The 26,462-nt window shown below is 62.4% G+C and carries 26 protein-coding genes and 2 tRNA genes; 14 read left to right on the forward strand and 14 right to left on the reverse strand.

The features are described 5' to 3' along the window. Positions 1 to 4 precede the first annotated feature (4 nt). Positions 5 to 1,537, reverse strand: coding sequence for an exopolyphosphatase (gene ppx, locus NKI67_RS16290; RefSeq protein WP_352645974.1), 1,533 nt, complete (start codon positions 1,535 to 1,537; stop codon positions 5 to 7). Next, positions 1,537 to 3,738 (reverse strand): RNA degradosome polyphosphate kinase, encoded by a 2,202-nt coding sequence (locus NKI67_RS16295; RefSeq protein WP_352645976.1) that lies wholly within the window; start codon positions 3,736 to 3,738, stop codon positions 1,537 to 1,539. Before NKI67_RS16295 ends, ppx begins: the two co-directional genes overlap by 1 nt. A gap of 149 nt (positions 3,739 to 3,887) precedes the next feature. On the opposite strand from NKI67_RS16295, the gene NKI67_RS16300 reads away from it, so the two are divergent. Next, positions 3,888 to 4,133, forward strand: coding sequence for a zinc-finger domain-containing protein (locus NKI67_RS16300; RefSeq protein ID WP_023677627.1), 246 nt, complete (start codon positions 3,888 to 3,890; stop codon positions 4,131 to 4,133). 19 nt (positions 4,134 to 4,152) lie between these two features. After that, positions 4,153 to 5,385 carry an FAD-dependent monooxygenase gene (locus tag NKI67_RS16305; RefSeq protein WP_352645978.1) on the forward strand — a complete coding sequence of 411 codons (1,233 nt, stop codon included), beginning with the start codon at positions 4,153 to 4,155 and terminating at the stop codon, positions 5,383 to 5,385. Positions 5,386 to 5,603: 218 nt separating this feature from the next. Here NKI67_RS16305 and NKI67_RS16310 read toward each other — a convergent pair whose 3' ends face one another. Continuing rightward, on the reverse strand, positions 5,604 to 6,275 hold the full coding sequence (locus NKI67_RS16310) for a TIGR02117 family protein (protein WP_352645980.1): 672 nt from the start codon (positions 6,273 to 6,275) through the stop codon (positions 5,604 to 5,606). A 104-nt stretch (positions 6,276 to 6,379) separates the two neighbouring features. On the opposite strand from NKI67_RS16310, the gene NKI67_RS16315 reads away from it, so the two are divergent. From NKI67_RS16315 to NKI67_RS16325, 3 genes are read left to right on the forward strand one after another with little or no spacing between them, the layout of a single operon-like run. Further along, complete coding sequence (locus NKI67_RS16315) at positions 6,380 to 6,643, forward strand: metal-sensing transcriptional repressor (RefSeq protein ID WP_352452777.1); 264 nt, start codon at positions 6,380 to 6,382, stop codon at positions 6,641 to 6,643. Next, entirely contained in the window at positions 6,640 to 7,662 is a 1,023-nt protein-coding gene (locus tag NKI67_RS16320; RefSeq protein WP_502904522.1) for a cation diffusion facilitator family transporter, read from the forward strand. The genes NKI67_RS16315 and NKI67_RS16320 overlap by 4 nt, the downstream gene beginning before the upstream one ends. A gap of 30 nt (positions 7,663 to 7,692) precedes the next feature. Next, on the forward strand, positions 7,693 to 8,406 hold the full coding sequence (locus NKI67_RS16325) for a HoxN/HupN/NixA family nickel/cobalt transporter (protein WP_352645982.1): 714 nt from the start codon (positions 7,693 to 7,695) through the stop codon (positions 8,404 to 8,406). Between the two features lie 74 nt (positions 8,407 to 8,480). Here NKI67_RS16325 and NKI67_RS16330 read toward each other — a convergent pair whose 3' ends face one another. Beyond that, positions 8,481 to 10,397 (reverse strand): multicopper oxidase domain-containing protein, encoded by a 1,917-nt coding sequence (locus NKI67_RS16330; RefSeq protein ID WP_352452779.1) that lies wholly within the window; start codon positions 10,395 to 10,397, stop codon positions 8,481 to 8,483. A gap of 658 nt (positions 10,398 to 11,055) precedes the next feature. On the opposite strand from NKI67_RS16330, the gene NKI67_RS16335 reads away from it, so the two are divergent. From NKI67_RS16335 to NKI67_RS16345, 3 genes are all read left to right on the forward strand, one after another. Next, the gene (locus NKI67_RS16335) at positions 11,056 to 11,991 is read left to right on the forward strand and encodes a multicopper oxidase family protein (protein WP_352645984.1); all 936 of its coding nucleotides are present in this window, start codon (positions 11,056 to 11,058) and stop codon (positions 11,989 to 11,991) included. A gap of 131 nt (positions 11,992 to 12,122) precedes the next feature. Next, a complete protein-coding gene (locus NKI67_RS16340) occupies positions 12,123 to 12,479 on the forward strand; it encodes a multicopper oxidase domain-containing protein (RefSeq protein ID WP_352645986.1) in 357 nt (118 codons plus the stop codon). A gap of 13 nt (positions 12,480 to 12,492) precedes the next feature. Continuing rightward, positions 12,493 to 12,930 (forward strand): YqaA family protein, encoded by a 438-nt coding sequence (locus NKI67_RS16345; protein WP_352452781.1) that lies wholly within the window; start codon positions 12,493 to 12,495, stop codon positions 12,928 to 12,930. A gap of 125 nt (positions 12,931 to 13,055) precedes the next feature. Here NKI67_RS16345 and NKI67_RS16350 read toward each other — a convergent pair whose 3' ends face one another. The 4 genes from NKI67_RS16350 to NKI67_RS16365 all read right to left on the reverse strand — a co-directional run bounded on the left by NKI67_RS16350 (position 13,056) and on the right by NKI67_RS16365 (position 17,317). Beyond that, entirely contained in the window at positions 13,056 to 13,805 is a 750-nt protein-coding gene (locus tag NKI67_RS16350) for an amino acid ABC transporter ATP-binding protein (RefSeq protein ID WP_031194215.1), read from the reverse strand. Positions 13,806 to 13,875: 70 nt separating this feature from the next. Beyond that, positions 13,876 to 15,033 carry an amino acid ABC transporter permease gene (locus tag NKI67_RS16355; RefSeq protein ID WP_352569728.1) on the reverse strand — a complete coding sequence of 386 codons (1,158 nt, stop codon included), beginning with the start codon at positions 15,031 to 15,033 and terminating at the stop codon, positions 13,876 to 13,878. A gap of 4 nt (positions 15,034 to 15,037) precedes the next feature. Beyond that, positions 15,038 to 16,225, reverse strand: a complete 1,188-nt coding sequence (locus NKI67_RS16360; RefSeq protein WP_023677634.1) for an amino acid ABC transporter permease — start codon at positions 16,223 to 16,225, stop codon at positions 15,038 to 15,040. A 63-nt stretch (positions 16,226 to 16,288) separates the two neighbouring features. Beyond that, positions 16,289 to 17,317 carry an amino acid ABC transporter substrate-binding protein gene (locus NKI67_RS16365; RefSeq protein WP_023677635.1) on the reverse strand — a complete coding sequence of 343 codons (1,029 nt, stop codon included), beginning with the start codon at positions 17,315 to 17,317 and terminating at the stop codon, positions 16,289 to 16,291. A 427-nt stretch (positions 17,318 to 17,744) separates the two neighbouring features. Between NKI67_RS16365 and NKI67_RS16370 the strand changes: the two genes are divergently transcribed. The 4 genes from NKI67_RS16370 to NKI67_RS16385 all read left to right on the forward strand — a co-directional run bounded on the left by NKI67_RS16370 (position 17,745) and on the right by NKI67_RS16385 (position 20,794). Then, entirely contained in the window at positions 17,745 to 18,914 is a 1,170-nt protein-coding gene (locus NKI67_RS16370; RefSeq protein WP_352645988.1) for a cystathionine beta-lyase, read from the forward strand. Between the two features lie 253 nt (positions 18,915 to 19,167). Continuing rightward, positions 19,168 to 19,839 carry an RNA polymerase sigma factor gene (locus NKI67_RS16375; protein WP_023677637.1) on the forward strand — a complete coding sequence of 224 codons (672 nt, stop codon included), beginning with the start codon at positions 19,168 to 19,170 and terminating at the stop codon, positions 19,837 to 19,839. A 104-nt stretch (positions 19,840 to 19,943) separates the two neighbouring features. Next, positions 19,944 to 20,468: a DUF4142 domain-containing protein gene (locus NKI67_RS16380; protein WP_023677638.1), complete on the forward strand. Its 525-nt coding sequence runs from the start codon at positions 19,944 to 19,946 to the stop codon at positions 20,466 to 20,468. A gap of 14 nt (positions 20,469 to 20,482) precedes the next feature. Beyond that, the gene (locus NKI67_RS16385; RefSeq protein ID WP_352569824.1) at positions 20,483 to 20,794 is read left to right on the forward strand and encodes a cupredoxin domain-containing protein; all 312 of its coding nucleotides are present in this window, start codon (positions 20,483 to 20,485) and stop codon (positions 20,792 to 20,794) included. A 107-nt stretch (positions 20,795 to 20,901) separates the two neighbouring features. On the opposite strand, the gene NKI67_RS16390 is transcribed toward NKI67_RS16385, so the two are convergent. The 3 genes from NKI67_RS16390 to NKI67_RS16400 all read right to left on the reverse strand — a co-directional run bounded on the left by NKI67_RS16390 (position 20,902) and on the right by NKI67_RS16400 (position 22,624). Beyond that, the gene (locus NKI67_RS16390; RefSeq protein ID WP_352569726.1) at positions 20,902 to 22,122 is read right to left on the reverse strand and encodes an anion transporter; all 1,221 of its coding nucleotides are present in this window, start codon (positions 22,120 to 22,122) and stop codon (positions 20,902 to 20,904) included. Positions 22,123 to 22,181: 59 nt separating this feature from the next. Beyond that, a tRNA-Arg gene (locus NKI67_RS16395) sits at positions 22,182 to 22,258 on the reverse strand. Positions 22,259 to 22,318: 60 nt separating this feature from the next. Next, positions 22,319 to 22,624, reverse strand: coding sequence for an ETC complex I subunit (locus NKI67_RS16400; RefSeq protein ID WP_023677641.1), 306 nt, complete (start codon positions 22,622 to 22,624; stop codon positions 22,319 to 22,321). A 160-nt stretch (positions 22,625 to 22,784) separates the two neighbouring features. Between NKI67_RS16400 and NKI67_RS16405 the strand changes: the two genes are divergently transcribed. Then, positions 22,785 to 22,861 (forward strand) — tRNA-Pro (locus tag NKI67_RS16405). 123 nt (positions 22,862 to 22,984) lie between these two features. On the opposite strand, the gene NKI67_RS16410 is transcribed toward NKI67_RS16405, so the two are convergent. After that, positions 22,985 to 23,812 (reverse strand): alpha/beta fold hydrolase, encoded by an 828-nt coding sequence (locus NKI67_RS16410; protein ID WP_352569725.1) that lies wholly within the window; start codon positions 23,810 to 23,812, stop codon positions 22,985 to 22,987. 131 nt (positions 23,813 to 23,943) lie between these two features. Between NKI67_RS16410 and NKI67_RS16415 the strand changes: the two genes are divergently transcribed. Then, a complete protein-coding gene (locus NKI67_RS16415; RefSeq protein WP_352569724.1) occupies positions 23,944 to 24,972 on the forward strand; it encodes a GlxA family transcriptional regulator in 1,029 nt (342 codons plus the stop codon). A gap of 439 nt (positions 24,973 to 25,411) precedes the next feature. On the opposite strand, the gene NKI67_RS16420 is transcribed toward NKI67_RS16415, so the two are convergent. Then, entirely contained in the window at positions 25,412 to 25,747 is a 336-nt protein-coding gene (locus NKI67_RS16420; protein WP_352594419.1) for a hypothetical protein, read from the reverse strand. A gap of 10 nt (positions 25,748 to 25,757) precedes the next feature. After that, entirely contained in the window at positions 25,758 to 26,459 is a 702-nt protein-coding gene (gene hdaA / locus NKI67_RS16425) for a DnaA regulatory inactivator HdaA (protein WP_352646027.1), read from the reverse strand. Positions 26,460 to 26,462: the final 3 nt, after the last annotated feature.

Raw genomic sequence — 26,462 nt, forward strand, 5'->3', positions numbered from 1 at the left:
GCGCCTATTTCACAGAAACGCTTGGCCCGCCCTCGACCGCCAGCACCAGCCGACGGTTGGTGACCCTTGCCAGTTGTGCCAGCCGGCCGGCGGGCCGCTCGCCGTAAAGATCGGCCAGCGCTGCCGGCAGCACCAGCGCCAGCACGCCATTGCCGCGGTTTTCCCATTTCAGTCGCGGCATGACGGCGGGCATTGCCGCGCTCAGCAAATAGACGACGCGCAGCAGCGCGGCCAGCACGCGGGCCCGTTCGAGATAGCGCGGTGTCGCCAGCCCGCGGATTTCCGGAGCGGCTTCATTGAACACGCCCTCGTGGCGAAACAGGCTGACAAGCGCCAGGAAGGCGCGGCCGGGATGATCGACGCCGATGAACGAGGCGTGGGCGATGATGTTGAGCGATTGCTTGCCGCGATATTCGGGATGGGCACGCCAGCCGATATCGGCGAGCAGGCAGGCGGCGTGGCGGTAGCGCGCCTCATCCCTGGTCTCGTCGATGCCGAAGGCGGCGAAGGCCTTGCCGGTCCACTCGACAAGCTCATGCGCGTGGTCGACCGAGCGCGAGCGCAGGCGGGCAAGCTCTTCCGCCGCTGAGATCAGCGGATCGGCCTTCTGCTCGGCCTTGTCGAGCAGCGAATAGAGAAAGCCCTCGCGCACGCCCAGCGCCGACACGATGATCTTCGACGGCTGCATCGCCGCCATGATCTCCTGCAGCACGATGGCGCCATAGGGCAGCAGCGAACGGCGGTTCTTGGAGATGCCCTCGATGCCTTTGATCTTGTCGATCTCGGCTTTGGCGACCTGCCGGAGGAAGTTCGCGGCGCTTTCGATGCCGATCTCGTAATGGTGCATGACGCCGAGCGGGTAGTTGGTCATTTCCATGTGCAGCCGGGCGAGGTTTCGCCAGGTGCCGCCGACCGTGTAGAACGCCCTGCCCTGCCCGCCCTTCAGCAATTTCGCCCGCGCCAGTTGCTCGCGCGTGATCCTTGCCGCCTGCGTCAGCGAGTTCTTCGCCATGTCCTGCAGGCGCAAGCCGCCCAACGGCAGCGTGATGCCGTCACCGATCGTCTCACCGTCAATGTCGATCAGTTCGAGGCTGCCGCCGCCAAGGTCGCCGGCAATGCCGTTGGCTGGGTGGAAACCGGAGATGACGCCGAGCGCCGAATAATGGGCTTCCTCGCGGCCGCTCAGCACCTGGATCTCGGTCTTGAGCACATCCTCGGCGCGGTGGATGAAGTCGGGGCCGTTGACGGCCTCGCGAGCGGCGGCGGTCGCCAGCACATACATGCGCTCGGCGCCGGCCTGGTCGGAGAGCGCGCGGAAGCGGCGGAACTCCTCCATCGAGCGCGTCACCGCCTCGGGATCGAGTTTTCCGGTCGAAACGATGCCGCGGCCGAGGCCGGCCAGCATCTTTTCGTTGAACAGCAAGGTCGGCGAGCGCGCCAGCCCCTCATAGATGACAAGACGGATCGAGTTCGACCCGATATCGATGATGGACAGCGGTCGGCGGTCCTGGAGCCGGCCCTGGGATGCTGAAATCATCAGCCCGTCGCTGCGTTCTGTTTCTTGCGGCGCTTGAACTGCGCGATGCGCTTGGGCGCATGCGACTTCAACGCATCGCCCCGTCCGGACAGGCTCGGATTGGTCATGAAATATTCCTGCGCGTTGAACGGTTCCTCGCCCTCCTCCAGCACAACGCGCCGGGAGGTTCCGTCAGCCAATACGTCGAAACTTTGCTGGTTGTCCATGATGTTGCCGAGCATGATCTGGCCGAGCACCTGTTCGTGCACAGTTGGATTGGTGATCGGCACCATGGTCTCGACACGGCGGTCGAGATTGCGCGGCATCAGATCGGCCGAGGAGATGTAGACGATCGCCCCGTCCGAGGGCAGGCCGTGGCCGTTGCCGAAGCAGTAGATGCGGCTGTGCTCGAGGAAGCGGCCGACGATCGATTTCACCCTTATGTTCTCCGACAGGCCGGGCACCTGCGGCCTCAGGCAGCAGATGCCGCGCACGACGAGATCGATCTCGACGCCGGCGCGGCTGGCATCATAGAGCGCGTCAATGACGATCGGGTCGACCAGCGCATTCATCTTCATCCAGATGCGGGCGGGCCTGCCCTCCAGCGCGTGACTGATCTCGTCCGAAATGTGCTTGAGGATGCGGTCGCGCAGCGTGAACGGCGATATGGCCAGCCGCATCTGCTCGGCCGGCTCGGCATAGCCGGTGATGAAGTTGAACAGCTGGGCGACATCGCGCGCGATCGTCGGGGCGGTGGTGAAGAAGGACAGGTCGGTGTAGATGCGCGCGGTGACCGGGTGGTAGTTGCCGGTGCCGAGATGCACGTAATTGCGCAGCCTGCCATCCTCGCGCCGCACCACCAGCGACATTTTCGAATGGGTCTTCAGTTCGAGGAAGCCGAAGACGACCTGGACGCCGGCTCGCTCGAGGTCGCGCGCCCAGCGGATGTTGGCTTCTTCGTCGAAACGCGCCTTGAGCTCGACCAGCGCGGTCACCGACTTGCCGGCCTCGGCGGCGTCGACCAAAGCGCGCACGATCGGGCTGTCGTTGGAGGTGCGATAGAGCGTCTGCTTGATCGCCACCACTTCCGGATCGGCCATCGCCTGGCGCAGGAACTGCACCACGACGTCGAAGGATTCGTAGGGGTGGTGGACGATGATGTCCTTCTCGCGGATGGCGGCAAAGCAATCGCCGCCATGCTCGCGGATGCGCTCGGGAAAGCGCGGATTGTAGGGGGTGAATTTCAGATCGTCGCGGGCGACGGCGACGATCTCCGAGATCTGGCTGAGCGCCAGCGGACCGGTGAGCACGCTGATGCGGCTCGCCGAAACGCCAAGCTCGCCGGCGACGAAGTCGCGCAGTTCGGGCGGCATCAGCATGTCGAATTCGATACGGATGACCGAACCGCGGCGGCGGCGCTTCAGCGCCGTCTCGAACAGTCGCACCAGATCCTCTGATTCTTCCTCGACCTCGATATCGCTATCGCGGATGATGCGGAACGTGCCGGAGCCCTTGACCTCATAGCCTGGGAACAGCTTGCCGATATAAAGACCGACCGCCTCCTCGAGCGGGATGAAGCGGACATGGCGCTTGCGATCCGGCAAACGGATGAAGCGCCTCAGCGCCACCGGCAAGCGCAGAAGCGCGCTCATTTCCTCGCCGTTCTTGCGATGGCGCAATTGCAGCGCCATCGAGAAACCGAGATTGGGAATGAACGGGAACGGATGCGCCGGATCGATCGACAACGGTGTCAGCACCGGAAATACCTGCTCCTGGAAATGGTCCTCCAGCCAGGCCTTCTCGTCCTTGCTCAGCGCCTCGCGAGTGATGCTTTCAATGCCTTCCTTGTCGAGGAGCAGCATCAGCGCCGAAAGGCTTTTCTGCTGGTCCTCCTGCAGGCGCTCGACCTCGCGCAGCAATTGTTCGAGCTGCTGCTCGGGCGTGCGCCCGTCCGGGCTCTTCAGCACGATGCCCTCGCGCACCTGGCCGGCAAGACCCGCAACGCGGACCATGAAGAACTCGTCGAGGTTGGCGGCCGATATCGACAGGAAGCGAACACGCTCGAGCAGCGGATGATTGGCGTTCAGCGACTCTTCGAGCACGCGCCGGTTGAATTGCAGCCAGGAAAACTCGCGGTTGACGAAGCGGTCGGGATTGCCGCCTTCGCGGCTCGCCGCCTCGACGGTGATGAATTCGTTCTGCACCGGCTTCAGTTCGTTCATGGTTTCCGCTCTTCCCACACCGTTCGACGACCATAGCCTTAACCGGCTTAACTTATCCTCTGACAGGCTTTTGCGACAGTTTCATTTCATCGATCTTGCAAAGAGACGGGTTATGATCCAGATGCAATCGACAAGATCAGGAGACGACGATGGCAGGCGGTTCCATTCCCCATTTCCAGAACGATGCGGGCTATCCGGCAATCGACATCGGCGTCAAGGAATTCATGTGCACCGGCGCCAATCCGCCTTTCGACCACCCCCATGTATTTCTCGATATGGGCGACGACAATGAAAAGGTCTGCCCCTATTGCTCGACGCTCTATCGCTATTCGCCGAAGCTGAAGGCGTTGGAAACGCAGCCGCCGGGCTGCCTCTATCTCGACCAGGCCGCCTGATTCTTCCGCGACAAGCCTGATGCAGGAAACGCAGTCCCGGCAGGTGGTCATCGCCGGGGCGGGCGTCGCCGGGCTGACCGCGGCACTGGCCTTCGCCGAGCGCGGCTATCGGATAAAACTGTTCGAACAGGCGCAGCACCTCGAGGCTGCCGGCGCCGGTATCCAGCTTTCGCCCAACGCGACGCGCATCCTACGGCAGCTCGGCGTACTCGATCGGCTGTTGCCGACGGCGGTGCGGCCGGAGGCGGTCGTGCTCAAGGATGCCGCCACGCTGCGCAAGCTGGCGCGCGTACCGCTTGGCCAGGCGGCCGAAACGCGCTGGGGAGCGCCCTATCTCGTTGCCCACCGCGCGGATCTGCAGTCAGCGCTGATGCAGCGAGTTTCGGAGCAGCCCGGTATCGATCTGATCGCCGGCGCGCGGGTGACCGACATCGCAGCCGGATCGAAAGGTGTTACCGTCACTGCATCGGCTGATGGCGACACGGTCGAGGCTGGCTGTCTGCTGATCGGCGCCGATGGCGTCTGGTCGTCGGTGCGAGAAACGCTTGCCCGCAACGCAGCCGATTTCCGGAGAAGCCGGTTTTCGGGCGAGCTTGCCTGGCGCGCCACGGTGGCCGCCGACAGCCCCGCCGGACAAGCCTTCAGGGTGATCGGTGCGCCCGATTGCGTTACCGCATTCCTCTATCCAGGCTTCCATATGGTCGCCTATCCGGTCAGCCGTGGCACTGCCTTCAACCTCGCGGCCTTCACCAAGGGCGAGCGCATCGCCGAGGGCTGGTCAGGGCATGCCGACCCCGCCATCCTCGCCAGCGCCATGCGTGGCGCCGCGCCGGCGCTGGTCCGCTTGGCGAACGAGGCCGCGCCGTGGACGGCATGGCCGATCCACATTGTCGAGCAGCGGCGGTGGACGACGCCGGAAGGCATCGCGCTGACCGGCGATGCGGCGCACGCGATGACGCCGTTTGCAGCACAGGGCGCGGCGATGGCGATCGAAGACGCGGTAACCCTTGCCGGTTTCGTTGCCACCTCGCCTGCCGATCTCAGCAGCGCGCTTGTCGCCTGGGAACAGGCGCGGCGGCCGCGCGTCGCCCAGGTCGCCCGCCGCGGCGCCGTCAATCGCCTCGCCTGGCATGCGGCCGGGCCGGTGGCGATGGCCCGCAACCTGTTCCTGGCGATGCGCTCGCCCGAAAAACTCGCCGCCGATCTCGACTGGCTCTATGGCTGGCGGGCGTTGGACGATGGCGCGCGATGATACGCACGACAGGCTGGCGGGACAGCGCCTCTCTCTGTCCTGCCGGACATCTCCCCCACTTGGGGGGAGATTGGCCATCACATTGGCTTTCGCCAATCTTCAAGGTTGCATGACCTAGCAAGGCGTCGAAGCCGCTAATCTCCCCCCTCGTGGGGGAGATGTCCGGCAGGACAGAGGGGGGCGCGAAGGATCGCGGCGTTGATCAGCCGGAACCCTCTTCAATTGTAAAGCCGCATCGACAGGCCGAGCGAGGCCGGCAGCGGATTCCACCAGCCGGTGCGCAACCCGGCCGTGCGCAGTGCCGCCGCCGTCCAGGTGTTGCAGCCGACCAGCGCGTTGAAATGGCCATTGGCTTCGAAGAACCGATCGAAGCGGGAATAGGCCGCACTCTCGATCGGGATGGCCCCGTTCGGCCCCTGCCGGAAGCTTGCCGCAATGTAATCGAGCAGCGCCGTAAACCGCTCCTCGCCGATGTCGAAGGCAGCGACGTCGCGATGCGGCTCGGCGATGTCGACGGAAATGTCGACATGCATTGCCGAGGCATCGACCGATAGCGCCTTCATCACCGGCACCGCCTTCAGCTCCGACCAGGTCGGCGTCTCCAGATAGAAGGCGCGGCCGCCCCAGCCGAAGACGATGTAGCGGACCTCCGCCATGTCTGCTGGAATGCCGGCATCGACCAGGAAATGGAAGCGCCGGCGCACATCGTCGTCGACCGGGATGGCGATGTCGGTGTGGATCGGATTTTGCAGCACCAGGATACGGTGGCTTGTGCCGATCGGATCGGCAACGGCCGCCGGCCAGAGCGGGCGCGGCAGCAGCGTGCCCAGCGCCACCGCAAGGACTGCTGCAACGACCAGCAGGCCAAGAAAACGGGCAAGCTTCTTCATGGGAAAGGCATAGAACAAGCAATGCTCAAGGTGAAGCCCCTCCGAACGTTGCACAGCTGACTTAGAGCTTGACGCATATCCTCCCCGGGAGGATATGCTCAAGCATGTCAGATCACCTCCACGCCTCGCATCCTTCCATCATAAAGCGCCTGAAGCGCGCGCAAGGCCACCTTGCGGCGGTGCTGGCGATGATCGAGGCGCATCGCCCTTGCGTTGACCTGGCGCAGCAGCTTCATGCAGTCGAAAAAGCGATCAGCAGCGCCAAGCGCGAGCTGATCAACGATCACATCGAGCATTGCCTGACGGACAGCGTGGAAACCGGCGGCAACTCGCTGGCGGAACTCAAGCAGCTGGCGAAGTATCTATGAATGCCATCGTAGCCCGCATTCTGGACTGGCTCGGGTTCGGCTCGCACGCCGCACATCATCACGGCGATCACGGTCCGCACGGTCACAGCCATGGCGTCATCGACGCGACAATTGCCACCACCGACCGGGGCATCTGGGCAATCAAATGGTCGTTCGTGATCCTGGCCATCACCGCGGCATTGCAGATGGTCGTGGTTGCGTTGTCGGGGAGCGTGGCATTGCTGGCCGACACGATCCATAACATCGGCGATGCGACCACGGCGATCCCGCTATGGATTGCGTTCGTTCTGGCGCGGCGCAAGCCGTCGCGGATCTTCATGTATGGCTTGGGCCGGGGCGAGGATCTGGCCGGCATCATCATCGTGCTCATCATCCTGTTCAGCGCTGTAGTCGCTGCCTACCAAGCCATCGACAGGCTGATCAATCCACAAGTGGTGACACACCTGGGCTGGCTGACTGCGGCGGGCATTGTCGGCTTCCTCGGCAACGAGGCGGTTGCCGTGTTCCGTATCCGCGTCGGTCGCGAAATCAACAGCGCGGCACTGATTGCCGACGGCTACCACGCCCGCACAGATGGACTTACCAGCCTTGCCGTGGTCATCGGAGCCATCGGCGTTTGGTTCGGCTTTTCCTTGGCCGATCCGATCGTCGGCCTGCTGATCACGATTGCGATCTTCGGTATCGTCTGGCAATCGGCCCGCTCGGTGCTGACCCGCATGCTGGATGGAATCGAACCCGGTGTGATAGACGAAATCCGACATGCCGCCGAGCATGTTCCGGGCGCGCGCATTGTCGATGCCAAGGCGCGCTGGATCGGTCATAGATTGCACGCCGACATCGCAATTGCCGCGGACGAAACCCTGCCGCTGTCGGCGGCGAACAAGATCGCCGCAGCGCTGAAGGACGAACTATCCCAGCATATGCCGGCCCTGGCTGAGGCGAATGTGCAGTTTTCAACGGAACGTGGAGAGAACGACCATCCTCACGAGCACACGCATCACCACGGCCACATGCACTGACGCTCGCCGATTTTCTGCTAGTCTCGTCCGATGTTCCAGACGCTCGTCGAATTTCAGCGCACGATCTATCTGACGCTCGGCGAACAGATCAAGCTGCTTGCGGCCGGAGGCAATTGGCTGGCGTTCATGGCCTTCCTGCCGATGGGCGTCGTGTTCGGGGCTGCCCATGCGCTGACGCCGGGGCACAGCAAGGCCGTCCTGGCGACGTATCTTGCCGGTTCGGATGCGAAGGTCTCGCGTGGTCTGCTCGTATCTATCACGCTATCGTTCACGCATGTGACGATTGCCGTTCTGATTGCGGCTCTCTCGCTGCCACTGGTCTCAATAGCATTGGGCAGCGTCGGCCGCGCTCCGCTTCTGGAGCACATCAGTCGCGGGCTGCTCGGCCTCATTGGCGTCTGGATGCTCTGGCGCGCTTTGAGCCACCGCCATCACCACAGGCACGAGGGCGAGGCTGTCGGCGTCATGGCAGGCCTGATCCCATGTCCGCTTACGCTTTTCGCTATGACTTTCGCGATGTCCAGGGGTGTTCCGGCAGCGGGCGTCCTGTTTGCCATCACCATGATGGTCGGCGTGGCGCTGACGCTGTCCTGCGTCGCCGTGTTGTCGATCGTGTTTCGGGAACGGCTTGTACAGTTTTTCGCGCGCCAGCCACGGCTGTTCGAAACCATCTCCCGGGCCATCGAGGGCGCCGCCGGTCTCGCCCTTGCCGGCGTCGCTGTCTGGCAGATCACATCAGCTTAAGAGAAAATATGGTTTCAGCCACTGCATGGTGTCCGGTCCGGTGCAGCGGATGGAACGCGCCAAGGCGACGCCGGTCATGTCACATCGATCACGACCATCAGCCCGCCGCCGCCCTTCTCCTCGACATTGTTGTTCGTGGTGTGATGCGGGATGTGGCAATGGATCAGCCATTTGCCCGGACGCTGCGCCTTCCAGATCACGTCGTAGCGCTGACCCGGCCCGACGTTGATCGTATCGGCAAGGAAACGACCCGAAGCGGGGACCGTCTCGCCGTCGCGGGCAACGACCTCGAACGGTCCGCCATGGATATGCATCGGATGGATGAAGCCGTTGTTGGTGCCGATGAACCGCACCTTGAGCGTGTCGCCGACCTTCATCGGGATCGTCTCGGTCGAGGGATAGGCCTTGCCGTTGATGGTGAAGAAATTCGGCATGCCGCCGTCCATCGGCATCGACGGGTAGGTCAGCCCTTCCCGCACCAGCCATTCCTGAAGCTGGATGACGTAATCATGGTCGGCCGCGACCTCGTCGGCGGGATTGGCGGGATCGATGATCAGCGCACCGTAGAGGCCGAGCGCCTGGGTCCGGTCCGGCTTGGCATGGGGGTGGTAGAAATAGGTTCCGTGCTGGGTTGCGGTGAATTCGTATGAATAGGATTGGCCGGGCTCGATCGGCGCCTGGGTGATCTCGGCCGGCCCATCCATCTGGTTCGGCAGGATCAAGCCATGCCAATGCACCGTCGTTTCCTCAGGCAGGCCGTTGGTGACGTTGATCCTGACCCGATCGCCCTGGCGAATGTGAATTCGCGGGCCGGGAATCTGGCCATTATAGGCATAGGCGTCGACCGCGACGTCCGGCAGGATCTGCCAGCGGACCACTGAAGGCCTGAGCTCGAACACCTTGATGCCATTCTCTATCCGAAACGGCAGTTCCTGGTCGCCCCTTGCCGTCAGGCCATAAGAGGCGGCCACGAGGCGTGGATCGGTAGCGGCCATGTCGCGCATCGTATCAGCCGGCGTGTCGCGATCCATGATCATGCCTCGCGGCATGATCACCCCGCCGACGTCGCGTGCCGACAGCGTCAGGTTCAGCCAGTTCGCCGGCGCGATCATGCCGATGGCGAGCGCCAGCAGGGAGACGGCACCCAGGGCAGCCACCTGCGGCGTTGTGGCATCTGTCTCCATGTGATGGCCGCCGCCTTTGCCTTTGTGGGAAGCTATATCGTGGCGCTGTCCGCGATGGCCACTGGCGTCGGCCTGCTGCATTTGCATCTGCGCATGTTGCCTCGTTGCAGGCTGCTCTCGACCATCGATGCCGGCTGCCTGCGCGCGCTGTGTCATCAGCCCATGCTTCAGCCCCCGGGCGACCAGCCAGACATTGGCCGGGTAGGCAAGCGCAAAGCCGGCGATGACGCCGATCGACATCACGCCCCAGAACAACAGCTCCGTCGGTTCCATCGCGCGCATGTCGCGGCCCATCATCAGGAAGCTCATGACCGGCGCCATGCCGGCCATCATGAAGTTCATGGAGATGAACTCGGGCAGGAAGCTCTTGCGTACGTTTTTCCAATAGGTGCCGCCCATCATCGATTTCATGAACAGCGACTGGAAGATGAACAGGCCGAAGGCAAAGCCGGCGAGATATTCGACGATCAGGTCGATCCACATCGGCAGGCCGAGCGCCGCCGTGACGGCGGCGGCAAGAATGATGCCGGTGGCATCGCCGGCGACGCAGTGGATGGTGGAGCCGACGCCCTGCTTCCAGAGCGGCCGGGTGAACACATCATGCTCGCCCGGCCGTGGCTCCTTGTCCGCGAGCACATAAAGCAGCAAGCCGAGCGGACCCATATAGAGGGTGACCAGGATGAAGCCCCATTTCATCACCACCGGCTCGGGATTGTTGCGATATTGGTCGAAGCCGACATAAAGCGTCGAAGCCAGCGCCAGCGCGAACCAGACGACGAGGAAATAATCGATCGGTTGGATGAGCATCAGGATGAACCCTTGACCTATCGCCGCACTCGCCCACTCGGCTTGTTATACAACTCCTAATGGCAACAAACGCGGCTGGCGCGCTTATGATCCGCGCCGACCGTACGCTGTTCAGGCAGGCCAATTTTCGTTGTAACCGACTGATCTGATGACGCCTGCCCGCAGTTCATTTCCGGAACTGTCAGTCTTATCATTGCGGCTCTCCTCTAGTGGGGTTGTCATGGGGCTTCCCATCACAGGAAGGTCAAGGGCTTTTGAGCCAGCTCAAATCATCGCTGTGGTGCCGAAGCAGCGCTCGAAATTTGCCCCTTGACCTTCCCGTGATGGGAACCTTTATCGTGTCGCAGTTACCCAGTTGGAGCTGCAAACCCATGAACGCTGTCGCTCATAACCCCAGCCGAGCCTGTTTCCGCTCCCGCGATTCAGATTGGGATCGAGGGCATGACCTCCGCCTCCTGTGTCGCCCGCTTGAAAGGCGCTGAAGACGGCGGCATGACGTGACCGAGGCTAGTGTCAACCTGGCTACGGAGCGTGCCACGTGAGTTACACCGCGTGCCGACGCGCGTGACCTTAATCTCGGAGACAACACATGGATCGACGCTGTTTTCTGGCGGCAGGCGTTGCCACGGTTCTCGCCAGCCCGCGCGCCATCGCCCAGATGAAGATGGACGAGATGCCCGGCATGGATATGGGGCACGCGGGCCACGACATGGGCGCGGCACCAAAAAGCGCGACCATGCTGCCTGAGGGCCAGGCGTTGCGCGAGTTGCCGCTGCTAGCCAATGAAGCCAATGCGCCCCGCCTGTTCAGAGCAAACCTCACGGCTGAACCCGCCATGGTTCGCTTTGCAGAAGGGCTCGACACGCCAATCCTTGGATACAATGGTATGAGCCCGGGGCCATTGATCGAGGTGACTGAAGGCGACCGTGTCGAGATTGCATTCACGAACCGAATTCCTGAAGAGACGAGCACCATCCATTGGCATGGCATGCCGGTTCCAGCTGACCAGGATGGCAATCCTATGGACCCCGTTGCGACGGGCACGGAGCGCACCTACAGCTTCGAACTGCCCGAAGGAAGCGCGGGGTCGTACTGGTATCATCCGCATCCGCACGGCAAGACGGCCGAGCAGGTCTATCGCGGACTTGCCGGCGCGTTCGTGGTCAAGCCGAAGGCGGACCCGATCCCGGCCGAGTATGGCGACACTGTGCTGATGTTCACAGACCTTCGCCTTGCCGCCGACGGCACCATGCCGGACAACACCATGGTCGATTTGATGAACGGGCGCGTCGGCGATCACGTGCTGGTCAATGGACAAAAAAATCCCGCGCTATCCGTCCCGTTTGGAACAAAGCGGCGATTTCGGTTCTACAACGCGACTAACGCGCGCTTTTTGCGGCTCTCCTTCGACGGCGCACCCATGACGATCATCGGCACCGATGGCGGTCTGCTGGAGGCGCCGGTGGCAGCCAAGGATGTCCTGCTCAGCCCGGCGGAACGCCTTGAACTGATCGTCTCGTTTGAGAAGCGCGGCCCCGTCTCGACTACGATCGCGGCTGGATGGGCGCAGGCCGCCCCGCCGATGCAGGCCTGACATTGCTTGCGGTCAATGTTTTGGACACGCCTGCAGAGACGTTTCCTCCGCTGCCGGAAAAGCTTCGACCAATTGCGCAACTTGGCACCCCTGCCGTCAGCCGGCGTTTCGTGTTCACCGAAACGACGACGATGAGCGCGACGGATATGCAGATGGGCTTCCTGATCAACGGCGCGGCGTTCGACATGGGCCGCATCGACGTGGTGTCGAAAACAGGACAGGTCGAGCTCTGGGAAATCGTCAACAAGGCCGACATGGACCATCCGTTCCATGTTCATGGGACGCAGTTCCAAGTGGTCGAGCACGAACGTGGTGGGCAGGTCTCGAAACCGGCCTATCTCGCCTGGAAGGACACGGTCAACGTGGCGCGCGGCGAAACGATGCGGCTTTTGCTGCGCCAGGATCGCCCCGGGCGGAGGATGTATCATTGCCACATCCTGGAGCACGAGCAGCTCGGCATGATGGGCGTCGTCGACGTGCAGGCCTAGCCGGTCGCTCGACGTGGCTGCACTGGCAATCTATGGCGCCCTGTTCACCAGCGCATTCCTAGCCGCAACCATCTTGCCGGTCTCGTCGGAAGTTGTGCTCGCCGGCTTGATCGCCGGCGGCCGTGGCGATCCGGTGCTACTGCTTGCGGTCGCCACAATCGGCAACACGCTCGGCTCGGTGGTGAACTGGACGCTGGGGCGTGGCATCGATACGCTGCAATCTAGGCGATGGTTTCCCATCACCCGTGAACGATACCAGCGGGCCAGCCGGAGCTTTCGCCGCTTTGGCGCGTGGCTGCTCCTATTCGCCTGGCTGCCGGTCGTCGGGGACGCCTTCACTGTCGCGGCAGGCGCGGCCCGCATGCATCTCGGCGTATTCGTGATGCTTGTCGCATTGGGCAAGGCTGCACGATATGCGGCAATCGTCGCAGGATTGTGGGTGCTAAAATAATTGCCGATGCTCGCCATCGAACAAAGGGCAGATCCTCCCGAGCATCACCGCTCGTCGAATACGCGTAAGGCCCGAGCAAGGCAGAGGGCCGGTCCGCCGGTCTTGTCCCGAACCGGCGTACAGGATCAGTGCAGGATCTGCGACAGGAACAGCTTCGTGCGCTCATGGCGCGGGTGGTCGAAGAACTCGGCCGGCGTGTTCTGTTCGACGATCTGACCCTGATCCATAAAGATCACCCGGTTGGCGACTTTGCGCGCAAAGCCCATCTCGTGGGTGACGCAGAGCATGGTCATGCCTTCCTCGGCCAGCCCGACCATCGTCTCCAGCACTTCCTTGATCATTTCCGGATCGAGAGCCGAAGTCGGCTCGTCGAACAGCATGATGCGCGGGTTCATGCACAGCGAGCGGGCGATCGCCACGCGCTGTTGCTGGCCGCCGGAAAGCTGGCCGGGATATTTGTTGGCCTGTTCCGGGATCTTGACGCGCGTGAGGAAATGCATGGCGATTTCCTCGGCCTGTTTCCGCGGCATCTTGCGCACCCAGATCGGCGCCAGCGTGCAATTTTCCAGAATGGTCAGATGCGGGAACAGGTTGAAGTGCTGGAACACCATGCCGACCTCGCGGCGCACCTCGTCGATCTTCTTCAGATCGTTGGTCAGTTCCTTGCCGTCGACTATGATCTTGCCCTTCTGGTGTTCCTCCAGTCGGTTGATGCAGCGGATCATCGTCGATTTGCCGGAGCCCGACGGGCCGCAGATGACGATGCGCTCGCCGCGCATCACCTTCAGATTGATGTCCTTCAGCACATGGAATTCGCCGTACCATTTGTGCATGGCGATGATGTCGATGGCGACATCGGTGGTGGAAATATGCATTTTGGCGGCATTGACCTTGATCTCTTCCGCGCTGACGGCGTTTTCTATGGCCATGACAAGGTCCCCTTTTTTAGCGTTTGTGGCCGGTGTCGAGACGGCGTTCCGTGTACATTGAATAGCGCGACATGCCGAAGCAGAACAGCCAGAAGATGAAGGCCGCGAAGACCAGGCCGGATCTGGCCGTCTGCGGCGTCGCCCAATTGGCGTCGGAGAAGTTCTGCTTGACGATGCCGAGGAGGTCGAACATCGAGATGACGATGACCAGGCTGGTGTCCTTGAACATGCCGATGAAGGTGTTGACGATGCCGGGAATGACCAGCTTCAGCGCCTGCGGCATGACGACCAGACCCATCTTCTGCCAGTAGCTGAGGCCGAGCGAATCGGCGCCCTCATACTGGCCTTTGGGGATCGCCTGCAGGCCGCCGCGCACCACTTCGGCCATGTAGGCGGCGGCAAACAGCGACACGCCGATCAGCGCGCGCAGGAACTTGTCGAAGCTGACGCCGGCCGGCAGGAACAGCGGCAGCATCACGCTGGCAAAGAACAGCACCGTAATCAGCGGGATGCCGCGTACCGTCTCGATGAAGATCACGCACAGCAGCTTGACGATCGGCATGTTCGAGCGCCGGCCGAGCGCCAGCACGATGCCGACCGGCAGCGACACAGCTATGCCGACGAAGGACAGGCTGAGCGTCACCAGCAGTCCACCCCAGAGCGGGGTTTCGACATAGGGCAGGCCGAACATGCCGCCGATCAGCAGAACGAAGGCGACGACCGGCAGTGCAAAAAAGAGAAGAATGGCATTCAGCCCCTTGCGCGGTACGCGCGGAATGAGCAGCGGCACCAGCAGCGCCACGAAGAGGATGGCCACCAGGATCGGGCGCCAACGCTCTTCCAGGGGATAGCGGCCGAACATGAACTGGCCGAACTTGGCGTTGACGAAAGCCCAGCAGGCGCCGGTCCAGCCGTCCGACTGGATGCCGCCCTGCGCCACGGTGGCGCAGACCGTGCGGTCCGGTCCCGTCCACTGGGCGTTGATGAAAGCCCAATTGACGATCTGCGGCAGGATCATGGCAACCAGCACGATGCCGATGATGGTCAGGATGGTGTCGCCGGTCGATGCGATCAGATTCTTGCGGACCCAGGCGGTGAGGCCGCGCTCGCTCGACGGCGCCGGCTGCGCCAGCGCCATCTCCGTCCGCACCCAGGACATATCGTGCTCTTGCATGGCCCTACCTCTCCACCAGCGCCATCCTGGCATTGACGACGTTCATGATCGCCGACGTGATCAGGCTGAGCGCCAGGTACACCGCCATCATGATCACCACGCCTTCGACTGCCTGCCCGGTCTGGTTCAAGACCGTGCCGGCCGTCGCCGTCAGGTCCGGATAGCCGATGGCGATGGCGAGCGAGGAATTCTTGGTCAGGTTGAGATACTGGCTGGTCAGCGGCGGAATAACGATGCGCATCGCCTGCGGCACGACGACAAGCCTGAGGATCGATCCCGAGCGCAGCCCGAGTGCCGCGGCCGCCTCGGTCTGGCCTGCGCTGACGCCCCTGATGCCGGCGCGCACGATCTCGGCGATAAAGGCGGCCGTATAGCAGGACAACGCCAGATAGAGTGACAGGAACTCGGGCCTGACCTGAAAGCCACCGACGAGATTGAAGGTCGACTGCTTTGGAAATTCAAAGCTCAGCGGAAAGCCGCTCAGCGCGTAGGCCAGCAGCGGCAGGCCGACGATCAACGCCATGGATGTCCAGAACACCGGGAATGGCTGTCCCGTCGCCATCTGCCGCTGCCGCGCCTTGCGGGCGACGAACCAGGCCATGGCGATGCCGAGGAGCAGTGCGACCAGGATCAGCCAGGAGCCCTCGCCCCATATAGCGCGGGGAAAATAGAAGCCGCGCTGGTTGAGAAAGGAGCCGAACGGCAGATTGATGCTCTCGCGTGGCGGCGGCAGCACGGCGAGCACGCCGGAATACCAGAAGAAGATGACCAGCAGCGGCGGGATGTTGCGGAACACCTCGACATAAACGGTGCAGATCTTCCTGATCAGCCAGTTATGCGACAGCCGGCCGATGCCGACGATGAAACCGATGATGGTGGCGGTGATGATGCCGACGACAGCAACGATCACGGTGTTGATAAAGCCAACCAGGATGGCACGGAAATAGGTCGAATCCGATGAATAAGCGATGGCGCTTTCGCTGATGTCGAAGCCGGCGCGGCCCTTAAGAAAGCCGAAGCCGGAAGCGATGTGCAGCCGCGTCAAATTGGCGATGACGTTGTGGGTAACCCACCAGACACCCGCTACCAGCAGGACGAGGACCAGTGCTTGAAAGAATATGCCGCGGACGCGCGGATCATTGATGAAGGAACCGCGGCTTGGCTCCTCGCGAAGAACTTCCTGCGATGCCATTCGACAGTCCCCTGGAAAGAGAGACCGGAAGGCAGACGATCTGCCTTCCGGATCCATTTTCGATCAGCGGATCGGCGGAGCGTACTGCAGGCCACCCTTGGTCCACAGCGCGTTGATGCCGCGGGCGATCTTCAGCGGGCTGCCGGAGCCGACATTGCGTTCGAACATCTCTCCGTAATTGCCGACGGCCTTGACGATGTTGACGACCCAGTCGTTGGAGACACCTAGATCGGTGCCGATCTTGGTGTCGGCTTCCTGGCCGAGCACGCGCTTGATCTCGGGATTGTCCGAGTTCTTCATCTCGTCGACATTGGCCTGGGTGATGCCCAGTTCCTCGGCGTTGAGCAGCGCGAAATAGGTCCACTTGACGATGTGATACCACTGGTCGTCACCCTGGCGCACGGCCGGCCCAAGCGGCTCCTTGGAGATGATCTCGGGCAACACGACGTGGTCGGCCGGCGAGCTGAGCGTCAGGCGAATGCCGTAGAGACCCGACTGGTCGGTGGTGTAGACGTCGCAGCGGCCGGCGTCATATGCGGCGTTGACCTCATCCAGCTTTTCGAAAACGACGGGGTTGTACTCCATCTTGTTCGACTTGAAATAGTCGGCAAGGTTGAGCTCGGTCGTGGTGCCGCTCTGCACACACACTGCCGCGCCCGAAAGCTGCAGTGCCGAATTCACGCCCGGAAGCTTCTTGGCGTTGATCATGAAGCCCTGACCGTCATAATAGGTGACGCCGACGAAGTTCAGGCCAAGCGCCGTATCGCGGTTGATGGTCCAGGTGGTGTTGCGCGACAGGATGTCGACCTCGCCCGACTGCAGCGCGGTGAACCGCTCCTTGGCGCTGAGCGGCGTGAACTTGACTTTGGTGCCATCGCCGAAGACGGCGGCCGCCACGGCGCGGCAGAAATCCACATCGATGCCTTTCCATTCACCCTTGTCGTCAGGCGCCGCGAAGCCAGCAAGACCCGTATTGGTGCCGCACTGGATGAAGCCTTTCGCCTTGACATCGTCGAGCGTGCTCGCCGATGCGGCCGAAGCCGCGAATCCAAACGCGGCGGCGCCCAAAAGGCCGATTGCAATGTGTTTCATGACCCACTGACCCTTTTCTGTTTTTTCCAGGCGAACCTGATTTTTTCCCGTGTGAACGCAGCTAAGTATCCCGGCCCGTTACCGGAATCCCGCATCGTCACCGACGCGCTGCCTCCCATTCACGAACAACATCGAAGGCGATTATTCCTGTGAGGTCAAGGGAAATGACCAAATCCGAAAGACTTTGAAAACCAACCGCCTGAAATGCCTGAAATTGCAGACAAACGCGCTCGCAAATTGGTCAGCGCGCCAATAAAGCCGGCAAAGTCCGACCGTGAGTTGCCAAGCGCACTTGGCAGCCTTCCCGCGGATCCACGGCTCGTTGCTGAATTGGCATATTCAAGACCTTGGCCTGGCGGGTGCGGTGCGGTTGCGCGGCCAATGCCGCCGCACTATGGCTAACGACCAACCCATGGGACGAAAAGCAATGGCAAAAGACGACAGCGAGATGGGCGTCAACACGCGGCTCGCCCATTCCGGCAACAACCCGCATGACTATTTCGGCTTCGTCAATCCGCCGGTGGTGCATGCCTCGACCGTGCTCTATCCCAATGCGGCGGCGATGGCTTCACGCAGCCAGAGATACACCTACGGCACGCGCGGCACGCCGACCACCGATGCGCTGAACAGCGCGATCGATGGGCTGGAAGGTTCGGCAGGCACGGTCGCGGTACCGTCCGGCCTGGCGGCGGTGACGCTGCCGCTGCTCGCATTCCTGTCGGCCGGCGATCATCTGCTGATCGTCGATTCCGTTTATCATCCGACCCGCAACTTCGCCGACACGATGCTGAAGCGGCTGGGCATCGAGGTCGAGTATTACGAACCGCGCATCGGCGCCGGCATCGCGGCGCTGATCAAGCCCAACACCAAGGTGGTGTTCACCGAATCGCCGGCCTCCAACACTTTCGAGGTGCAGGACATACCGGCCATCGCCAAGGCAGCGCATGCCGCCGGCGCCATCGTCATGATGGACAACACCTGGGCGACGCCGCTCTACTTTCGCCCCCTCGACCATGGCGTCGACATCTCGATCCACGCGGCGACGAAATACCCGGCCGGCCATTCCGACGTGCTGCTCGGCACGGTGTCGGCCAATGCGGACTGCTGGAAGCAGCTTTTCGAGACGTTCAACACGATGGGCTGCTGCGCCGGGCCTGACGACGTCTACCAGGTGCTGCGCGGCCTGCGCACGATGGGCGTGCGGCTGGAGCATCATCAAAAGAGCGCGCTTTCCCTCGCCGGCTGGCTGGAGGGTCAGCCGGGCGTAGCGCAGGTGCTGCATCCGGGGCTGCCCAGTCATCCCGACCACGCCATATGGAAGCGCGATTTTTGCGGATCGAGCGGCATCTTCTCGATCGTTCTCGCGGGCGGCGGACAGAAGCAGCAGCACGCCTTCCTCGACGCGTTGAAGTTTTTCGGCCTCGGCTATTCCTGGGGCGGCTATGAGAGCCTTGCCGTGCCGGTATTCCTTGGCGACCGCACCATCGCCAAGGGCCCGTATGACGGGCCGCTGGTGCGCCTGCAGATCGGGCTCGAGGATGTAGGGGATTTGAAGGCCGACCTGGCGCGCGGGCTGGCGGCGGCCGCTGGGGCCTGAGCCAGCACCTTTTCAAACTGAGTCAGAAAATCGGCGTAACAGCCTGGAAAAATTGCGATCCTGAGCGATATCATGGCGACCGATCGGGCGATGATACGGCTCTACAAAATAGAGGCGGCGGTGTGGTGAAGGCGGTAGAATAGCCTCTGCCAGTCCTTGACACGGATTGAGGCTGGCCGGCGGGATCAGTCGGGAACCTTTTGTCGGCCGATGCATCCAATGTCGCGATGAGAAGCCTATCAGGAGATCGGCTATGCCTGCTGCGTTGACGGCAACGCCCGCCGCTTCGGGCGACATGCAGCTTGTCGGCCGCGCGCTGGCACGTGATGGCGATGCGTTCCGCACCATCATCAAGACGCACAACCAAAGGCTCTACCGCATCGCCCGAGGCGTCGTGCGTAACGACAGCGAGGCCGAGGACATCGTCCAGGAGGCCTATGTCAGCGCCTTTGCCCATCTCGAGGCCTTTCGCGGCGATGCCTCGCTCGCCACGTGGCTATCGCGTATCGTCATCAACGAAGCGCTCGGCCGCTTGCGCAAAAGGCGGCGAATGGTAGCGATGCCTGAAAACCCGCAAGCCGAAATCATCCGGTTTCCCCTCAACCCGAGCGACGATCCGGAGCGGACGATGGCGCAACGGCAGATCCTTGAGCTTGTCGAACGGGCAACCGACAGTCTTCCCGATGTCTACCGGATGGTGTTCGTGGCGCGCGTCATCGAGGGATTGAGCATCGAGGAAACCGCCGAACTGCTTGGCGTGCGACCAGAAACCATCAAGACCCGGCTGCACCGCGCCCGCGCGCTGGTGCGCAAGGCGCTGGACGACCAGATCGGCCCGGTGCTGCTCGACGCCTTTCCCTTCGCGGGCCGGCGCTGCGAACGGCTGACCAATGCCGTGATGCAGCGGCTTGGTCTTTCCGGATAGGCCGCGCCGATTTTCGCGGGAACGTTTGGCGGCGACCTGCATCCAATGAGCATCACTGAAAACGAAGCCCGATGCAGTTCCGCGTCGGGGCGAAGGTGAGCATCATGTTTATTCGATCGACCACGGCACTGGCCGCAGTTTTCCTGCTTAGCGCAGCGCCCTTGTCGCAAGCTGCCGACAAACCGACCGATCCGCAGATCGCACATATCGCCTACACAGCGGGCGTGCTTGACGTCGAAGCGGCCAAGCAGGCGCTGAAGAAATCGAAGAACAAGGAGGTCGTGGATTTCGCCAAGGACATGGTGCGAGATCACGAGGCGGTCAACAAACAGGCTCTCGACCTGGTCAAGAAGCTCAAGGTCACGCCTGAGGATAATCCGACCAGCAAGGCGCTGACCAAGGCAGCGGCCGAAGAACGTGCCAAGCTTGCCAAGCTCAAGGGCGCCGCGTTCGACAAGGCCTATGTCGCCAGCGAGGTGGCCTACCACAAGCAGGTCAATGGCGCGCTCGAAACACTGCTGATTCCGTCGGCCAGCAATGCCGAGCTGAAAAGCCTGCTGGAAACCGGCCTGAAAATATTCCAGGGCCACGAACAGCACGCCGAACACGTCGCCGGCATGCTGAAGTGAGGATTGGGCCGATGATGTCGAGGCGGCATCTGTGGGTTGCGCTGGCATTGGCCATGGTTGCCGCGCCGGCCAAGGCCGAAACCATCGAGGTGACGATCGAGAAGCTTGTGTTTTCGCCGGCAAAGATCGAGGCGAAGGTCGGCGACACGATCAGGTGGGTAAACAAGGACGTGTTCGCCCACACGGCAACCGTCAACGGCGCCTGGGAAGTGATGATCCCGCCGAAGAAGGCGGCGAGCCTGACGGTGAAGAAGGCGGAATCGGTCGATTATTTCTGCCGCTTCCATCCCAACATGAGAGGCCATCTGACGGTGACATCGCCCTGACTGGCTGATGCATGTCGCGCAAAAGTGTGCAGCGGTTTTGCGATAACGACATGCATAAACAACAGCCCAATGCGTGTCGCATGAGGCCGGTCTAATGCGACGCGCTTTTAGGCCGCCAGCCATGCCGTCCCTACAAGAAGCGTGACCAGCGTCAACGGCAGGCCGACCTTGAAGAAGGCGATGAAGCCCAGCGGTTTGCCGGAGACCCGCGCGTGCTCGGCAACGATCAGATTGGCGACCGAGCCAAGCAGCGTGAAATTGCCGGCCAGCGTCGAGCTCATGGCGACGACTAGCCAGGCCCGCTCGGGGTTTTCCAGTCCGGGCACGAATGGCTTCAGCGCCAGCACGGCCGGGACATTGCTCATGATGTTGGACAGCACTGCGGTGAAGCCGGACAGCCGCCAGACATCATTCAGCCCGAGGTCCTTTGCCGAGGCGACGATGTCGGGCGTCAGCAGCGTCTTCTCCGCCCCGGCGACGACGATGAACAGCCCGGCGAACATGAACAGCAGCGGCCCATCGATCTCGCGATAGATGCGCTCAGGTTTGATGGCGCGGGTCAAAAGAAGAATGGCGCCGCCGATCAGCGCTGCCTTGGCGACTGGAACGCCGGCGAAGAAGGCGATCGCCAAACCGACACAGACGACCACCGCCTTCACCACCTGCCCCGGCAGCATGCGGCCGCGATAGACTTCGGGGCTGAGCTCGGCCTTGCGCGAAAATTCGGCGCGGTAGACGATGCGGATGATGACGATGACGGCGACGAGGCCGAACGCCGCGACCGGCGCCAGCGCCGCCGAGAAGGCCGGATAGGAAATCCCCGACAGCGCGCCGATGACCATGTTCTGCGGATTGCCGGTGATGGTGGCGACGCTGCCGCAATTGGACGCCGTGGCGGTGGCGATCAGATAGGGAACCGGATTGCGGTTGATGACGCGGGTGACATGGACGACGATCGGCGCCATGACCAGGCAGATGGCGTCGTTGACCAGGAACGCCGACAGGACGCCGGTCAACAGCGTCACCATCACCAGCAGCATGAACGGCGCATGCGCATGCTCGATGGCGAACCCGCCGAGCGCGCGAAAGGCGCCCGACACTTTCAGATGCGCCACGACGATCATCATGCCGAGCAGAAGCGTGATGGTGTCGAAGCTGATGGCGCGGTAGGCGTCCTCCATGTCGAGCGCGCCGATGGCGATCATCGCCGCACCGCCGAGCAGCGCGATCCCTGCCCGGTCGAGGCGCAGCCCGGGTATCCTGCCGATTGCGACGCCGGCATAGGTCAGGACAAGGATCAGCAATGCCGCCGCGCCCATCGCTGTCATGTGTTGGAAATCCTGTGCGACTGGCAAGTGAACCTGTCCGGAATGGACATTGAAAATATTGGCGATCCCGACAGGATTCGAACCTGTGACCATCGGCTTAGAAGGCCGGTGCTCTATCCAGCTGAGCTACGGGACCGCTGGCCGGCCGCACGACCGGCTGATTTGTTCTTGGCGCCGGCACGGGCCGGCATGGCCGTCAATGCGTCCAGGGCGTCCTGCGGTCATAGCGGAAATTCTCCGCATAAGAAATCTGGCGGCGCTTGATTTCCTTCGGCTCCTCGACGCGAAAAGCGAGCCCTTCCTTCTCGGCATAGGCCACCGCCTCTTCCCTGGTGTCGAAGGTCAGCCTGATCTGGCTTCGCATGTCGCCGGACGTGGTGTAGCCCATCAGCGGATCGATCTTCTTGCGCTGCTCCGGATCGAATTCCAGCACCCAATAGCCGGTCTTGGCCTTGCCGGACTGCATCGCGGTTTTGGCTGGGCTGAAAATGCGGGCTGACATGACCACCTCATTGCTGGTTGCAAGCACACGACCCCGAGACCACATTACTGTTCTCTGGCCATGCACTAGCCCGTCATTACTGCGCAATGCCGTCGGCAGCAAGGCCGATGGCTTTTTACGCTTGCTTTGGCGGGCTGAAATCACTAGGCAACAGACCGTTCGGAGTGTAGCGCAGCCTGGTAGCGCATCTGGTTTGGGACCAGAGGGTCGGGAGTTCGAATCTCTCCACTCCGACCATTCACCAAGCGAATCTCGTCGGCAGCGCAAGTGGATCACGCTCAAGCGTGTCTCCGTCGCCGGTCATGTTTAAGCGACGGACGGACAGCACGAGCCCGCGCTGCCCGTCCGACATGTAAGCCGTCAGCCCTGGATGAAGGCCAGCAGATCCGGATTGATGATCTCCGGGTGGGTGGTGCACATGCCGTGCGGAAGGCCCTTGTAGACCTTGAGCGTGCCGTGCTTCACCAGCCTGGCCGCAAGCAGCGCGGAATCGGCGATCGGTACGATCTGGTCGTCGTCGCCATGCATGATCAGGACGGGAACCTCGATGTTCTTGAGGTCGTCGGTGAAATCGGTCTCCGAGAACGCCTTGATGCAGTCGTAATGGGCCTTGGCTCCGCCCATCATGCCCTGGCGCCACCAATTGTCGACGGCGCCTTGCGAGACCTTGGCGCCCTCGCGGTTGAAGCCATAGAACGGGCCGGCCGGCACGTCCCTGTAGAACTGGGCGCGGTTAGCGGCCAGGGCGGCACGAAAACCGTCGAAGACTTCAATCGGCAAGCCGCCGGGATTGCTGTCGGTCTTGACCATAATCGGCGGCACGGCGCCGATCAGCACCGCCTTGGCAACACGGCCGCCGCCGCCATAGAGCGCGACGTAACGCGCCACCTCGCCGCCACCGGTCGAGTGGCCGATGTGGATCGCACCCCTGAGATCGAGATGCGCCGCCAGCGCCGCAACATCGGCGGCGTAGGTGTCCATGTCGTTGCCGGTCGCGGTCTGCGACGAGCGGCCGTGGCCGCGGCGGTCATGTGCGATGACGCGGTAGCCCTTTTCGAGGAAGAACAGCATCTGGTTGTCCCAGTCGTCTGAGCTCAGCGGCCAGCCGTGATGGAACACGATCGGCTGGCCCTTGCCCCAATCCTTGTAGAAAATCTCGGTGCCGTCATGGGTGGTGAATGTGCTCATCGTTCTACTCCTTGATGAAAAAGTCGGGGGGTAACAGGGAAGCTTTTAGCCCCCTTCAGCTGGACAAATTATAACAGTGCGGTCAGGGTGAGCATTGGCAAAACGGACATTCAACGTGGCAAAACTGACAAATGACGGCGGCGCGTGATCTGATCGAAATCGGCCTTGTCTTGTATCCCGGTGTGCAGGAAGCAGCCGTGCTCGGCCTGACCGATCTTTTCATGCTGGCAAACCGGCTGGCTGTCGAGCGGTCGCCCGAGGCGGCGAGGCTTCGCGTCAGTCATTGGCAATTGGAGGACGCGGGCCACACCGTAGTCCGCACCTTCGACAGCGACCCCGGCGCCGACAATGAACCAGCCATGGTTATCCTCCCGCCGACCTTGGGAGATCCGATCGCTCGGGAAGCAGCCGCGCCCTATGCCGGCTGGCTCAGGGATCGCCACACGGCAGGCGCGACGCTCGGTTCGGTCTGTGCCGGCGCTTTCGTGCTTGCCGAAACCGGCCTGTTGTCCGGCCGTGCGGCGACGACGCACTGGGCTTATCGCGACGCGCTGGCGCTACGCTTTCCCGACATCCTGCTCGACGCCGACAGGCTGGTCATCGACGATGGCGACATCATCACCGCGGGCGGCTACATGGCCTGGACCGATCTCGGCCTGAAGCTGGTGGACAGGGTGCTCGGGTCAGCCGTCATGATGGACACGGCGCGTTTCATGCTGGTCGACCCGCCGGGCCGCGAGCAACGTTTTTACAGTCCGTTTGCGCCGCGGCTGACCCACGGCGACGAAGCGATTCTCAAGGTGCAGCACTGGCTGCAGGCGAACGGCGCGCGCGATGTGACGCTTGGCGCCATGGCCGATCACGCCGGGCTGGAGGAGCGGACTTTTTTGCGGCGCTTCCGCAACGCCACCGGCCTCAAGCCGACCGAATATTGCCAGCACCTGCGGGTCGGCAAGGCGCGCGAGATGCTGGAAACCACGATACGAGCGATCGACCAGATCGCCTGGGAGGTCGGCTATGACGATCCCGGCTCCTTCCGCAAGGTATTCGCCAGGATAACCGGCCTCGTGCCTGGCGATTACCGCCGGCGCTTTGGCGTGGAACAAGCGGCGCTTGGGGGAGACGATCGGTCTGAAACGGTAGCGAGGCTAGAGCAATGACGGACCGACCAATCGCGACCTGCGATGAGTGCGGCAGCACATATTTTTCCGACAGCAGCGCAATGGCCAGTCTATGTGCCGAATGCGCATCTCTGCTCTATGGATATCCAAACTGCGAACATAATTTCGAAAGCGGCCGATGCACGGCCTGCGGGTGGGACGGCTCTCGATCAAAATACGTCGCCGATATCATTTCCAGGCAAGACCGACAGCGTTGAGAATATCGCTATCAGCTGGCGAGAAAATCACACTTCAAGGCGACTGGTCGGATCGCCGCATATGGCAAGCTCGCCGGGAAGAGAACCCCAACCACCCATCTCCCGGCGAGCCTACTACCTGATTTGATACGCAATCAGGACCGGGATTAGCCGGCAAGCTGTCAGGTGCAAGACAGATGCCAGGTTTGTTTCCCGAAATGAGACACCGGCCGAGGTAAGAACTAGGTATATGCACCTTCCCCGGCCCAGCCAAAAACCATTGGCCGTAGTTCTTCAAGGGCGGCTTGCAGCATTTCGGGAGACGCGTGGCGTTCCTCTCTGGCACCCCATTGTGTAGCGCTTTTAGGATCCAGCACCGACGCCACAATGGTTACGTTGCCGTTGACGTCAGGCAAATTGAGCCACAACTGAGCACGACGATTGCCATTCTTGTCGTAAACCCAGATAGAACGGACATCGTCGTCGCGATATTTAGTGGCGACCCGTATTCCGTGCCGATTTGCCCACGACATCAGAAACGGATCAATGATGTCGTATGCACTGAATTCAGACGTCATTTTGTATCCTCTAAATCTCGAACTCGCCCTGCCCTTCGTCCATGGCGCTGACCGTCTCGGCTGCCAGGGCGCGGGTGATCGGCGTCTTGCGCTCGAGCGCGGTGCGGTCGAGCCGCTCGACCACGCGCATGGCGGTGGCCAGCGAGCGTTCGATGCGGCGCACCAGATATTGCACGACATGCGGCTCGACCTCGACCTGGCGGTCGGCGAACAGCTTTGTGATGACGCCGGCCAGCAGAAGATCGTCGGGTTCGTGGATCTCGACGGTCGCCGCCGCCTTCAGCCGCGACGTCAGGTCGGGCAGCCTGACGCCCCAGGCGGACGGGAAGCGCCGCGCCGTCAACAGCAAGGTCGAGCCGGCGCCGCGCACCGCGTTGATCAGATGGAAGAGGCCGTGCTCATCGATCGGTTCCGCATCGATATCGTCGATCAGGGCCGGATGCGGGCCGAGGTTTTCGATGCACTCGCCGATGCGGCCGGCCTCCACTTTCACGGCGTCGGCGCGGGTCCGCCAAATCGAGGCCAGATGGGTTTTCCCCGAGCCGGCCGGCCCGGCCAGCACAACGACCGGCGACGGCCAGTCCGGCCAGCGGTCGACAAGCGCCGCCGCCTGGCTGTTGGTGCTGGAGACGACGAGCTCGTCGCGCGAATAGCCGGTGCCGTGGCCTAGATCGAGCGGCAATTGACGCGGCGGATCGATCTTGTCCGGCATCTG

The organism is Mesorhizobium sp. M0408 (assembly GCF_040321495.1).
In the GTDB taxonomy this organism is placed as follows: Bacteria; Pseudomonadota; Alphaproteobacteria; order Rhizobiales; family Rhizobiaceae; genus Mesorhizobium.

Excerpts from the sequence above, each read along its gene's own strand:
- ppx (WP_352645974.1), bottom strand. The coding sequence starts at position 1,537 with ATGATTTCAGCATCCCAGGGCCGGCTCCAGGACCGCCGACCGCTGTCC.
- NKI67_RS16385 (WP_352569824.1), top strand. The coding sequence starts at position 20,483 with ATGTCGAGGCGGCATCTGTGGGTTGCGCTGGCATTGGCCATGGTTGCC.
- NKI67_RS16305 (WP_352645978.1), top strand. The coding sequence starts at position 4,153 with ATGCAGGAAACGCAGTCCCGGCAGGTGGTCATCGCCGGGGCGGGCGTC.
- NKI67_RS16380 (WP_023677638.1), top strand. The coding sequence starts at position 19,944 with ATGTTTATTCGATCGACCACGGCACTGGCCGCAGTTTTCCTGCTTAGC.
- NKI67_RS16420 (WP_352594419.1), bottom strand. The coding sequence starts at position 25,747 with ATGACGTCTGAATTCAGTGCATACGACATCATTGATCCGTTTCTGATG.
- NKI67_RS16320 (WP_502904522.1), top strand. The coding sequence starts at position 6,640 with ATGAATGCCATCGTAGCCCGCATTCTGGACTGGCTCGGGTTCGGCTCG.
- NKI67_RS16325 (WP_352645982.1), top strand. The coding sequence starts at position 7,693 with ATGTTCCAGACGCTCGTCGAATTTCAGCGCACGATCTATCTGACGCTC.
- NKI67_RS16370 (WP_352645988.1), top strand. The coding sequence starts at position 17,745 with ATGGCAAAAGACGACAGCGAGATGGGCGTCAACACGCGGCTCGCCCAT.
- NKI67_RS16295 (WP_352645976.1), bottom strand. The coding sequence starts at position 3,738 with ATGAACGAACTGAAGCCGGTGCAGAACGAATTCATCACCGTCGAGGCG.
- NKI67_RS16360 (WP_023677634.1), bottom strand. The coding sequence starts at position 16,225 with ATGGCATCGCAGGAAGTTCTTCGCGAGGAGCCAAGCCGCGGTTCCTTC.
- NKI67_RS16355 (WP_352569728.1), bottom strand. The coding sequence starts at position 15,033 with ATGCAAGAGCACGATATGTCCTGGGTGCGGACGGAGATGGCGCTGGCG.
- NKI67_RS16340 (WP_352645986.1), top strand. The coding sequence starts at position 12,123 with ATGAGCGCGACGGATATGCAGATGGGCTTCCTGATCAACGGCGCGGCG.
- NKI67_RS16415 (WP_352569724.1), top strand. The coding sequence starts at position 23,944 with ATGACGGCGGCGCGTGATCTGATCGAAATCGGCCTTGTCTTGTATCCC.
- NKI67_RS16400 (WP_023677641.1), bottom strand. The coding sequence starts at position 22,624 with ATGTCAGCCCGCATTTTCAGCCCAGCCAAAACCGCGATGCAGTCCGGC.
- NKI67_RS16330 (WP_352452779.1), bottom strand. The coding sequence starts at position 10,397 with ATGCTCATCCAACCGATCGATTATTTCCTCGTCGTCTGGTTCGCGCTG.
- NKI67_RS16310 (WP_352645980.1), bottom strand. The coding sequence starts at position 6,275 with ATGAAGAAGCTTGCCCGTTTTCTTGGCCTGCTGGTCGTTGCAGCAGTC.
- NKI67_RS16350 (WP_031194215.1), bottom strand. The coding sequence starts at position 13,805 with ATGCATATTTCCACCACCGATGTCGCCATCGACATCATCGCCATGCAC.
- NKI67_RS16375 (WP_023677637.1), top strand. The coding sequence starts at position 19,168 with ATGCCTGCTGCGTTGACGGCAACGCCCGCCGCTTCGGGCGACATGCAG.
- NKI67_RS16315 (WP_352452777.1), top strand. The coding sequence starts at position 6,380 with ATGTCAGATCACCTCCACGCCTCGCATCCTTCCATCATAAAGCGCCTG.
- NKI67_RS16390 (WP_352569726.1), bottom strand. The coding sequence starts at position 22,122 with ATGACAGCGATGGGCGCGGCGGCATTGCTGATCCTTGTCCTGACCTAT.
- NKI67_RS16410 (WP_352569725.1), bottom strand. The coding sequence starts at position 23,812 with ATGAGCACATTCACCACCCATGACGGCACCGAGATTTTCTACAAGGAT.
- NKI67_RS16365 (WP_023677635.1), bottom strand. The coding sequence starts at position 17,317 with ATGAAACACATTGCAATCGGCCTTTTGGGCGCCGCCGCGTTTGGATTC.
- hdaA (WP_352646027.1), bottom strand. The coding sequence starts at position 26,459 with ATGCCGGACAAGATCGATCCGCCGCGTCAATTGCCGCTCGATCTAGGC.
- NKI67_RS16335 (WP_352645984.1), top strand. The coding sequence starts at position 11,056 with ATGAAGATGGACGAGATGCCCGGCATGGATATGGGGCACGCGGGCCAC.
- NKI67_RS16300 (WP_023677627.1), top strand. The coding sequence starts at position 3,888 with ATGGCAGGCGGTTCCATTCCCCATTTCCAGAACGATGCGGGCTATCCG.